This is a genomic window from Actinophytocola sp. (assembly GCF_035942955.1).
In the GTDB taxonomy this organism is placed as follows: Bacteria; Actinomycetota; Actinomycetes; order Mycobacteriales; family Pseudonocardiaceae; genus DASYTH01.
Window position 1 is genome coordinate 1 of the sequence record NZ_DASZCQ010000332.1, and the last position, 10,956, is coordinate 10,956.

Genomic DNA, 10,956 nt, shown 5'->3' on the forward strand with positions numbered 1-10,956 from the left:
CCGTGTGAGAGTCACACGGCGCCCCAAACCAATCCATTACGCGCCGACCGCCGCGGCGACCGCGCGGCCGGTGAGCACCCTGGCCAGGTGCTGCCGGTACTCCGCGTCGGCGTTGCCGTCCGTGGTCGGGCTGGTGCCGTCGGCCGCGCGCTCGGCGGCCGCCTTGATCACTTCGGCGGTGGCCGGCTGGCCGACCAGCGCCTCCTCGACGCCGCGCGCCCGGACCGGGACCGACGCCATGTTGGTCAACCCGACCCGAGCCTCGGCGATGGCTCCGCCCTCGGTCCGGATCGTGGCCGCGACGCCGACCATCGACCAGGCCTGCGCCACCCGGTTGAACTTCTCGTAGTGCGCGCTCCAGCCGGTGAACTTCGGCACCCGCACCTCGATCAGGATCTCGCCGGGCCGCATGGCGGTGGTGAAGTAGTCCACGAAGAACTCCGCCGCCGGGATCGTGCGCTTACCGTCCATTCCGGACACGACCAGCTGCGCGTCCATGGCCAGCGCGGGGGCCAGCAGGTCGCCGGCCGGATCCGCGTGCGCCAGCGAGCCGCCGAACGTGCCGCGGTGCCGCACCTGCGGGTCGGCCACCGTGTCGGTCGCCAGGGCCAGCAGCAGCGCGTGCTCGCGGATCAGCGGATCCCGCTGCACCTCGTAGTGCGTGGTCATCGAGCCGATCACGAGCAGGTCGCCGTCCTCGCGGACGCCGCGCAGCTCGGGGATCCGGCCGAGGTCGATCAGCTTGGTCGGGTCGGCCAGCCGCATCCGCAGCACCGGCAGCAGGCTCTGCCCGCCAGCCAGCACCTTGGCGTCCTCGCCGGCGTCGGCGAGGGCTCGCACCGCATCGTCCACAGTGGACGGTGCTATGTAGTCGAACGCCGCGGGGATCATTGGGCACCTCCGGAAGAAGCGTCGATCGAGCCGAGACCGCCGCCGGCCTCGACCCCACCCACCTCGCTCGGGGCCGACCGCCCGCGGATCGCCGACCACACCCGCATCGGCGAGCACGGCATCTCGATATCGTTGACTCCCATAGGCCGCAAGGCATCCACGATGGCGTTGACCACCGCCGGGGTGGACGCGATCGTGCCCGCCTCACCGACTCCCTTGACACCCAACTGGTTCGAGGTCGCCGGCGTCTCCGTGCGATCGGTGGTGAACGTCGGCAGGTCGGCCGCGGACGGCACCAGGTAGTCGGCGAGCGTGCCCGTGGTGAGCGTGCCGGACTCGTCGTGCACGGCCTCCTCGAACAGCGCCTGCGCGATGCCCTGGGCGAGGCCTCCGTGCACCTGGCCCTCCACGATCAGCGGGTTGACCACCTTGCCGACGTCGTCGACGCACACGTAGGAGCGCAGCGTGACCCGGCCGGTCTCGGTGTCCACTTCGGCCGCACACAGGTGCGTGCCGTGCGGGAACGAGAAGTTCTCCGGGTCGAAGGTGGCGTCCGAGTCCAGGCTCGGCTCGACACCCTCCGGGAGGTCGTGCGCGGCGAACACGGCCAGCGCGACGTCCTGAATGGACGTCGACTTCTCGGTGCCCCGCACGGTGAACGTGCCGTTGGCGAACTCCAGGTCGTCCTCAGAGCACTCCATCATGTGCGCGGCGACCTTGCGCGCCTTGGCGACCACCTTCTCGGCCGCCTTGACCAGTGCGATGCCGCCGATCGCCAGCGACCGGGACCCGTAGGTGTCCAGACCCTTGTGCGAGGACTGGGTGTCGCCGTGGAGCACCTCGACGTCCTCGAACGCGACGCCGAGCTGGTCGGCCACGATCTGGCTCCACGCCGTCTCGTGCCCCTGGCCGTGCGGCGACGTCCCGGTGACCACCTCCACCTTTCCGGTCGGCAGCATGCGGATCGTCGCGTGCTCCCAGCCGCCGGCGCCGTAGTCCAGCGCGGCAAGCACCCGCGACGGCGCGATCCCGCACATCTCGGTATAGGTGGAGATCCCGATGCCCAGCTGCACCGGATCGCCCGACTCCCGGCGCCGCGCCTGCTCGGCGCGCAGCCCCTCGTAGTCGAACAGCTCCTTGGCCTTGGTCGTGGCCGCCTCGTAGTTGCCCGAGTCGTAGGTCAGTCCGGCGACCGTGGTGAACGGGAACTCCTCGTGCTTGATCCAGTTCTTTTCGCGCAGCTCCAACGGATCCATGCCGAGCTCGGCCGCCAGCTCGTCCATGATCCGCTCGATGGCGAACGTCGCCTCCGGCCGGCCGGCGCCGCGGTAGGCGTCGGTGAGCGTCTTGTTGGTGAAGACGTTCGTGCACGCGAAGCGGTACGCCGGGAACTTGTAGATCGCGTTGAACATGAACGCGCCGAGGATCGGCACACCCGGCGTGACCGGCCCTAGGTAGGCGCCCATGTCGGCGAGCAGATCGACCTTGAGCCCGGTCACCGTGCCGTCCTTGCGCGCGGACAGCGTGATGTCCTGGATCTGGTCGCGGCCGTGGTGCGCGGTGAGCATGCACTCCGAGCGGCTCTCGGTCCACTTCACCGGCCGGTCCAGCTTGCGCGCCACCAGGATGGCCATGAACTCCTCGGGCGCCAGCTGGATCTTGCCGCCGAACCCGCCACCGACGTCCGGCGCGATCACCCGCAACTTGTGCTCGGGGAAGCCGAGGGTGAGCGCGGCCATGGTCTTGAGGATGTGCGGCACCTGGGTCGCCGACCAGACCGTCAGCTGCGGCGCCGTCGGGTCGACCACGACCGACCGCGGCTCCATGAACGACGGGATCAGCCGCTGCTGGCGGAACCGTCGCTTGAGGACTATCCCGTCCTCGCTCTGCTCCGCTTCGGCGATCGCCTCGTTGACGTCGCCGCCGGTGCCGGCCTCACCCGAGTCGAACACCCACAAAGCGTTGCGGTTGGTGCCGAGATCCTCGTGCACCAGCGGGGCGCCCTCGGCGAGCGCGGCCTCCATGTCCAGCACGACCGGCAGCTCTTCGTAGTCGACCTCGATGGCCTCGAGCGCGTCGTGTGCCACGTACGGATCCCTGGCCACCACCACGGCGACGCCCTCGCCGGCGAAGTGCACCGTGTCGGCCGCCAGCACCGGGCGCCGCGGATGCTTCATGTCGGGAACGATCGGCCACGCGCAGGGCAGCGCGATCGAGCCGTCCGGATCGAGGTCGGTCGCGGTGTAAACGGCCTCGACACCAGCCAGCTCCTTGGCCTTCGAGGTGTCGATCTTCGTGATCCGAGCGTGCGCCAGCGGGCTGCGCAGCACCGCGAGGTGCAGCATGCCCGGCAGCGAGACGTTGTCCGTCCACCTGGTACGGCCGGTGATCAGCCGGGCGTCCTCCTTGCGCAGTCGCGCCTTGCCGACCTCGGGCTCGAGCGTCGCGGTCATCACGCACCGCCTCCAACGACACCGCTGCGCGCCGGCGCGCCCTCGGTCACCTGCTCGGCCTCCGGGCCCGCGCCCGGCCGCATGCGGTTCGCCGCGTCACGGACGGCCCGCACGATGTTCTGGTAGCCGGTGCAGCGGCAGAGGTTGCCCTCCAGGCCGGCGCGCACGGCCTCCTCGTCCGGGTCGGGATTGTCGGCCAGCAGGTCGATCGCCTGCATGATCATTCCGGGCGTGCAGAACCCGCACTGGAGCGCGTGATTGTCATGGAACGCCTGCTGCACCGGGTGGAGCCGGCCCTCGCGGGCCAGGCCCTCGACCGTGGTGACCTCGCAGCCGTCGGCCTGGACGGCCAGCACCGAGCAGGACTTCACGCTGTGCCCGTCCAGATGGACGGTACAGGCGCCGCAGTTGCTGGTGTCGCATCCGATTACCGTGCCGACCTTGCCCAGCCGCTCGCGTAGGTAGTGGACGAGCAGCATCCGGGGCTCGACGTCATCGGTGTACCGGGTGCCGTCAACGGTCACGGTGATTCGCATAGGGCCTCCAAGAGAGCATGAGATGGCCCGAGCCGGCGGGCGAGTGGCGAGTCGGTCCGGGGGCGTTGTGAAAGGCGCCGCGGAGTACACCTGCCGCGGCGTCGCGACCTCGCGGTGAGCGGGCTCACACCCTACGAGCCTGCCCCCCTGGACCGATCGAGACAAGACCTTGACCGGCACTCACAACTGAAGATTTCCAGACCGTGTTCGCAATCCGGCGAACTCCCGGACGGTCCAGCGCCGACGGGCCGCCCACCTGGCGGTATGCGCCCGGTGGCAGTCCGCACTACCGGCCGAACCGGTAGGCGAAGTGGTACGCAGCGGCGAACCCGCACCGCCACGCGATGATCCCTACCGGTAGGTCTGTTCTGATCAGCATCGGCTCCGCCCGCGAGCAGCGCTGTTGCTCCGGCTGCCGCGGCCAACTCCATGATCCCGACCGGCGCGGCGCCGGGTCGATCATCGCGGAAACCCGCGGGCGGGCCGGAGCGGATCTTGAATACGATCGGTGGCGTGCCTTTCCGCGCCGCTCCGGCGTCCCCCGAAGCGGACGTCTCCCGTGGTTTCCGTGACTACCCTGAGTACAAGCTGGGTGTGCTGTTCGGCGTCGCCTCGTACGGGATGTGGGGGCTGTTCCCGCTCTACTGGCCGCTGCTGAAACCGGCCGGCGCGGTGGAGATCCTGGCCCACCGGATGGTCTGGTCGCTGCTGTTCGTGCTCGCCGTGCTGTGGGTGGTCGGCCGGCGGCGGGGCGCCGGGTGGGCCGGGCTGCGGTCCGCGCTGACCAGCCGGCGCCGGATGGGGCTGCTGGCCATGGCCGCGGTGCTGATCACCGTGAACTGGGGCGCCTACATCTGGGGGGTCAACAGCGGCAACGTCGTCGAGACCGCGCTCGGTTATTTCATCGGGCCGCTGGTGTCCGTTGTGGTCGGTGTGGTGCTGCTGTCCGAGCGGCTGCGCACCGGCCAGTGGGTGGCGGTCGGGCTGGGGTTCGCCGCGGTGGTGGTGCTGACCATCGGTTACGGCCGCCCGCCGTGGATCGCGCTCCTGCTTGCGTTCCCGTTCGCGATCTACGGGCTGCTCAAGAAGCTCGCGGCCACCGGGGCGGTCGAGTCGCTGGCGATCGAGACCGGTCTGACCGCGGTGCCCGCGCTGATCTACCTCGGCGTGTTGCAGGGCACCGGGGCCGGGACGTTCACCGGCCACGGCGCCGATCATGCCCTGCTGCTGGCCGGCGGCGGGGTGGTGACCGCCCTGCCGCTGCTGACCTTCGGCGCCGCCGCCACCCGGATCCCGCTGTCGATGGTCGGCCTGCTGCAGTACATCGCGCCGGTCATGCAGTTCCTGCTCGGCGTGCTGTTCTACCGCGAGCAGATGCCGGTGGAGCGGTGGATCGGCTTCGCCATGGTGTGGCTGGGCCTGGTGATCCTCGGCTGGGACGGCGCGCGGCGGGCCCGCGGTTAACTGGGAACGAGAGCCCACAAACGGCTCTACGGGGCCGAGTTCGCCTCGGCCACGCTCTTGGTTGTTGTCCTCACCAACCCTGCTGGAGGCAGCAACCATGAGAGCGACCCTTGCCTCGCTCGGCGCGGCGACCCTGCTGACCGGCGCGCTGCTCATCGCGCCCACCGCCACCGCCGCGCCGCCCGCCACCCTCGCGGCGCCGGACATCCCGATCGCCAACGTGCAGGCACACCTGAACCAGCTGCAGACCATCGCCAACAACAACGGCGGCAACCGCGCGCACGGCCGCCCCGGCTACCGCGCGTCGCTGGACTACATCCAGGGCCGGCTCAACGCCGCCGGCTACACCACGTCCGTGCAGTCGTTCACGTCCAACGGCGCCACCGGGTTCAACCTGGTCGCCGACTGGCCCGGCGGCGACCCGAACGACATCCTCATGTCCGGCAGCCACCTCGACAGCGTCTCGGCCGGCCCCGGCATCAACGACAACGGCTCCGGCTCCTCCGGGTTGCTCGAGGTCGCGCTGGCCGTGTCCCGCACGGGTTTCCAGCCGCGGAAGCACCTGCGCTTCGGATGGTGGGGCGCCGAGGAGCTCGGCCTGATCGGCTCCACGTTCTACGTCAACAACCTGCCGTCGACCGAGCGCGCGAGGATCAAGGGCTACCTCAACTTCGACATGATCGGCTCGCCCAACCCCGGCTACTTCGTCTACAGCGCAAGCGGCCAGCCGGCCGGCTCGATCACCCTGCAACGCGCGCTGGAGGGCCACTTCGCCGGCATCGGCGTGCCCACCGAGCTGACCTCGGTCGGCGGGCGGTCCGACCACGCCGCGTTCGCCCGGTCCGGCATTCCGGTCGGCGGCCTGTTCACCGGCGCCGAGGGCCTCAAGACCGCCGCCCAGGCGCAGAAGTGGGGCGGCTCGAGCGGGGTCGCCTACGACCGCTGCTACCACCGGTCATGCGACACCATCAGCAACATCGACGCCACGGCGACCGACCGCATGTCCGACGCCATCGCCACCGCGATCTGGGCGCTGGCCGGCACCCCGCCCGGCCCGCGCTTCGAGAACCCGAACGACGTGGCGATCCCCGATCTGGCCACGGTGGAGAGCCCGATCACCGTGACCGGCGTCTCCGGCAACGCCCCGGCCACGCTGGCCGTCGGCGTCGACATCCGGCACACGTACCAGGGTGACCTCGTCGTCGACGTGCTCGCCCCGGACGGCACCGCCTACAACATCCACAACCGCACCGGCGGCAGCGCCGACAACATCGTCGGCACCTTCACCGTCAACGCCTCCAGCGAGGTCGCCAACGGCACCTGGCGGCTGCGCGTCCGCGACGCGGCCGCTCAGGATGTCGGCACGATCAACCTGTGGAGCCTGCAGTTGTTGAGTTTCCGGGCGTCGTGAGCCTTTCCGTTGCCACGGCAGCGAAACGGCTCACGACAGGTTGTCGGGGAGGGCGACGAAGCCGGTGATCGCGGCGGTGCGGAAGACGTAGCGGCAGGGCTCGCCCCAGAAGGTTCGCGACATGATCGCCCAGCCCTTGTTCAGCCACTCCTGGAAGGTGGCCTCCGCGTCGACGCGGTTGCGCGCCCGCCACGCGATGAGGTAGACGCCGTCCCGGCCGGCGACCGTGCAGGCCATCGTGTACGCAAGGGGAGCGTACGGGTCGTACGGCAGGGTCTTCGGATCGTCCGGGTCGTATGCACGGGGCTCCGCCTCGAACGTGACCCCCTCGCGTAACCAGGCAGGGCGTTCCTCCGGACGGTAACGGGCCACAGGAGCATCACCTCAACTTCGACAATCGAAGCCGTCGCCCTGAGGTGACGACGGGTCCCGGAATTGTGACGAGGATGAGATCGACAGCGCTATGCCATATGTCAGGCATGGAGCATACGTCGAAGTCGGCCGGGCCCAGGCCGACGACACCCGGGCGGCACACTATTACTGTCAGTGCGAATTTATGCACCGAGCGTCGACAAGGGACCGACCCTGGCGCGGCTTACCGGCTCAGTCCAGAAAAGACTCAGGGGTGGTGGATGCGGCCGGTCAATTCGGACAGCCGCTCACCCTTGCCGCCCCAGCGCAGCGCGATGATCTCGGCGGCGATGGAGACGGCGGTCTCCTCCGGGGTGCGGGCGCCGAGGTCCAGACCGATCGGCGAGGACAGGCGGGACAGCTCGTCGGCGGTCAGGCCGGCGTCGCGCAGGCGGATCAGTCGATCGTCGTGGGTGCGCCGGGAGCCCATGGCGCCGACGTAGGCCACGTCGCAGCGCAGCGCCACCTCCAGCACCGGAACGTCGAACTTCGGATCGTGGGTGAGCACGGCGATGACCGTGCGCCGGTCGATCCGGCCCGCGGCGACCTCGGCGGCAAGGTAGCGGTGCGGCCAGTCGACGACCACCTCGTGCGCCTCCGGGAACCGGGTGTTGGTGGCGAACACCGGGCGGGCGTCGCAGACCGTCACCCGGTAGCCGAGGAACGTGCCCAGCCGGGCCATCGCGGCGGCGTAGTCGATCGCGCCGAACACCAGCATCCGCGGCGGTGGCTCGAAGGAGTTGACGAACACCGACATTCCCTCGCCGCGGCGCTGACCGTCCACTCCGTACTGCAGCAGGCCGCTGCGCCCGGTGGCGAGCAGCCCGCGTGCGTCGTCGGCCACGGCGTCGTCGGCCCGCGGCGAGCCGAGCGAACCGGCCTGCCGGTCCGGCCAGACCACAAGGTGTGCCCCGCGGCGGGCCGGCTCGACGTGCTCGACCACGGTGGCCAGCGCCACCGGCTCCTCGACGTCCACCGACTTGGCCAGCTCGGCGAGCTCGGGAAAGCGCGCCGCGTTGATCGCCTCGACGTAGACGTCGATGATGCCGCCACAGGTCAGGCCCACGGCGAACGCGTCGTCGTCGCTGACCCCGTAGCGCTGCAGCACCGCGCCACCGTCGGCGATCACCTGCTGGCCCAGCTCGTAGACCGCGCCCTCCACGCAGCCGCCGGACACGCTGCCGGCCACGGATCCGTCCGCGCCGACCAGCATCGCCGCACCCGGCGCGCGGGGGGCGGAGGAGAAGGTGGCCACGACCGTGCCGAGCGCCGCCGTCTCGCCGGCCGAGTAGCGCCGCATCAGATCGTCGAGCACGTCACGCACCGCGCACCTCCATGAGCAGCTGTTCCCAGGTTGCCAGGCTGTGCCCGGCGAGCAAGCGGTCGACGTGGGGCAGCGCGGCCGCGATCCCGGACTGCACGGGAGCGTAGCCGTCCTTGCCGGCGTGCGGGTTCACCCAGAACACCGCGTGCGCGAGGCGGCGCAGCCGGGCCATCTGCTCGCCGAGCAGGCGGGCGTCGCCGCGCTCCCAGCCGTCGGAGAAGACCACAACGACGGCCCGCCGTGCCATGCCGCGCTGACCCCACCGGTCCAGGAACGCCCGCAGCGTCTCGCCGAGCCGCGTGCCGCCGGCGAAGTCGGGCACCACGCGCGCGGCCGACGTCAGCGCGTGCTCGGGATCGCGCTGCCGCAACTGGCGCGACAGCCGGGTGAGCCGGGTGCCGGTGGTGAACACCTCGGTGCTGCCGGGGGCCGCGCGCGTGACGGCGTGGGCGAAGCGCAGCAGGGCGTCGGCGTACGGGGTCATCGATCCGGAGACGTCCAGCAGCAGCACGACCCGCCGCGCCCGGCGGCCCCTGTCCTTGTACGCCAATCGAATCGGCTCTCCGCCGGCGGAACGCACGATCCGCAGCACGCGGTCCGGGTCCAGCCGACCAGTCCGATGTGGACGGAAGCGTAGCGCGCGGCGCAGCGGCGGTTCCAGGCGCAGCGTGGAGATCAGCTCGCGCAGGTGCTCCCGTTCGACGGCGGTCAGCTCACCGATGTCGCGCTGCCGCAGGATCTCCGTGTCGCTGGCGGCCACCCGCAGCGGGCCGGGCTCGCGGCCGGCGCCGTCGCCGGCCGGCGCGTCGGTCAGCGTGGCGAGCATGCTCGTCCGCACCCGGGGCGCCGCCGGCACCCGCGGCCGCCGTGGCTCGGCGGCGCCGAACCACGCCGCGAACGCGTCGTCGTAGCGCGCCAGATCGTCGGGCTCCGCACACAGCGTCAACCGGCCGGCCCAGTAGAGCTGCTCGACGTCGGCCGGGTCGAGCTGCTCGATCGCCCCCAGATAGGCCTGAACCCGCAGCGCGTCACAGGCCAGCCCGGCCACCCGCAGCGCGGCGGTGAAGCCGACGAGGCCGGGCAGCGGGTCCATATGGCAATTGTCGCCCCATCCGGAGCATCGCCCGCAGTCCAACATGATGTCAAGATGGTTGGACATTCCCTAACGAAGGGACGAACCAATGAGACGCTCACTCCCTGCTGTCGTGCTGTCCGTTGGTCTTGCCGTGGCCGTGGCGGTGTCCGTGCCGGCCACGCGGGCGGCGGGGGACACCACCGCCGGCGAGCTGGCCGACGCCGTGCGCGCCAAGATCGCCGCGAAGACCGTCACGCAGGCGGGCACCGAGGTCAACGTGATGCGCACCGACGGCGCCGACTGGGCCTTCGGCGCCGGCATCGCCAGGGCGCTGCCGGTCGCCGGCGCCTACCCGGAAGGCTGGCTGTTCGTGGCGCACCGGGAGAGCAAGCAGTGGACCGTGGCCTTCGAGGGCGAGGCCGCGTTCCCCACGCTGACCGCCGCGGCGCCGGAGAAGGTCGTGCCCGGCGCCGAGAAGCAGGTGCTCGCCACGCACGGCGCCGCGACCCCCAAGCTGGCCGCGGACACCGCCAAACCGTTGGCCAACGGCGACTTCCGGACCGGGATGCGGCTACCGTGGGCGGTCGGGCAGACGTGGCGCTACACCGGCGGCCCGCACGGCGGCACGCGCCAGTCGGTCGACCTGGCCGGCGGTGACGGCCGGGTCCTGGCCGCGCGCGGCGGCACCCTGTACGTGATGTGCTCCAGCCAGCGCGGCTGGCTGCGGGTCGCCCACGATCGCGGATACTCCACGGATTACTACCACCTTGAGGGCAACCGCACCGACAACGGTGTGACCGTCGGCGAGGGCGCGTTCCTCGGCAACATCGGCGTGGACGTCTCCTGCGGCGGCAGCGCGACCGGCCCGCACGTACACTTCTCGTTGCGGCAGAACGGTGTCTACGTCGGCATCGCCGCACACAACTTCGGCAAGTGGCAGTTCTACAACGGATCCGCCGAGTACCAGGGCACCGCGCTGCACGGCTCGACGCAGATCGGCACCGGCGGCTCGATGTACAACTACGGCGCGCTCGGCTTCACCCAGGGCATCGTCGACACCAACGGCGGCGGCGTGCTCAACCGGAGATCCGGCCCCGGCACCAACTTCGGCATCGTCGGCACCGTGCCGGACGGCAACACGGTGACGATCTCGTGCTCCGCCAACGGAACCACCCACACCGGCCGGTTCGGCTACACCACGGCCATGTGGAACAAACTCACCGACGGCTCCTGGATCAGCGACGCCTACACCTGGACCGGCACCGGCAACCCCGTCAACGGCTGGTGCTGAGACCCGAGTGGGTGTCGTGAGTCTTTTCCGGGGTTATGGCACCAGAAAGACTCACGACACCTGACCTGCGGCCTGGCACCGGGTCTCGCTCCCCCATACC

9 protein-coding genes are annotated in these 10,956 nt (G+C 70.8%); 3 read left to right on the forward strand and 6 right to left on the reverse strand.

Annotation, left to right across the window (positions count from 1 at the left end; translation table 11 throughout):
• Positions 1 to 36: 36 nt before the first annotated feature.
• The 3 genes from VGX25_RS33105 to VGX25_RS33115 are packed head-to-tail and all read right to left on the reverse strand — an operon-like array spanning position 37 to position 3,880.
• Positions 37 to 891: a xanthine dehydrogenase family protein subunit M gene (locus VGX25_RS33105; protein WP_326921908.1), complete on the reverse strand. Its 855-nt coding sequence runs from the start codon at positions 889 to 891 to the stop codon at positions 37 to 39.
• Positions 888 to 3,344 (reverse strand): xanthine dehydrogenase family protein molybdopterin-binding subunit, encoded by a 2,457-nt coding sequence (locus VGX25_RS33110; protein ID WP_326921909.1) that lies wholly within the window; start codon positions 3,342 to 3,344, stop codon positions 888 to 890. The genes VGX25_RS33105 and VGX25_RS33110 overlap by 4 nt, the downstream gene beginning before the upstream one ends.
• A complete protein-coding gene (locus tag VGX25_RS33115; RefSeq protein ID WP_326921910.1) occupies positions 3,344 to 3,880 on the reverse strand; it encodes a (2Fe-2S)-binding protein in 537 nt (178 codons plus the stop codon). Before VGX25_RS33115 ends, VGX25_RS33110 begins: the two co-directional genes overlap by 1 nt.
• Positions 3,881 to 4,393: 513 nt before the next feature.
• Between VGX25_RS33115 and rarD the strand changes: the two genes are divergently transcribed.
• A complete protein-coding gene (gene rarD / locus VGX25_RS33120; protein ID WP_326921911.1) occupies positions 4,394 to 5,344 on the forward strand; it encodes an EamA family transporter RarD in 951 nt (316 codons plus the stop codon).
• Between the two features lie 97 nt (positions 5,345 to 5,441).
• Complete coding sequence (locus VGX25_RS33125) at positions 5,442 to 6,755, forward strand: M28 family peptidase (RefSeq protein WP_326921912.1); 1,314 nt, start codon at positions 5,442 to 5,444, stop codon at positions 6,753 to 6,755.
• Between the two features lie 30 nt (positions 6,756 to 6,785).
• On the opposite strand, the gene VGX25_RS33130 is transcribed toward VGX25_RS33125, so the two are convergent.
• From VGX25_RS33130 to VGX25_RS33140, 3 genes are all read right to left on the reverse strand, one after another.
• Positions 6,786 to 7,127 carry a hypothetical protein gene (locus VGX25_RS33130; RefSeq protein ID WP_326921913.1) on the reverse strand — a complete coding sequence of 114 codons (342 nt, stop codon included), beginning with the start codon at positions 7,125 to 7,127 and terminating at the stop codon, positions 6,786 to 6,788.
• A gap of 247 nt (positions 7,128 to 7,374) precedes the next feature.
• Complete coding sequence (locus VGX25_RS33135; RefSeq protein ID WP_326921914.1) at positions 7,375 to 8,490, reverse strand: XdhC/CoxI family protein; 1,116 nt, start codon at positions 8,488 to 8,490, stop codon at positions 7,375 to 7,377.
• Complete coding sequence (locus tag VGX25_RS33140; protein ID WP_326921915.1) at positions 8,483 to 9,583, reverse strand: vWA domain-containing protein; 1,101 nt, start codon at positions 9,581 to 9,583, stop codon at positions 8,483 to 8,485. Before VGX25_RS33140 ends, VGX25_RS33135 begins: the two co-directional genes overlap by 8 nt.
• 88 nt (positions 9,584 to 9,671) lie before the next feature.
• Between VGX25_RS33140 and VGX25_RS33145 the strand changes: the two genes are divergently transcribed.
• The gene (locus VGX25_RS33145) at positions 9,672 to 10,856 is read left to right on the forward strand and encodes a peptidoglycan DD-metalloendopeptidase family protein (protein ID WP_326921916.1); all 1,185 of its coding nucleotides are present in this window, start codon (positions 9,672 to 9,674) and stop codon (positions 10,854 to 10,856) included.
• The last annotated feature ends 100 nt before the right edge of the window (positions 10,857 to 10,956 follow it).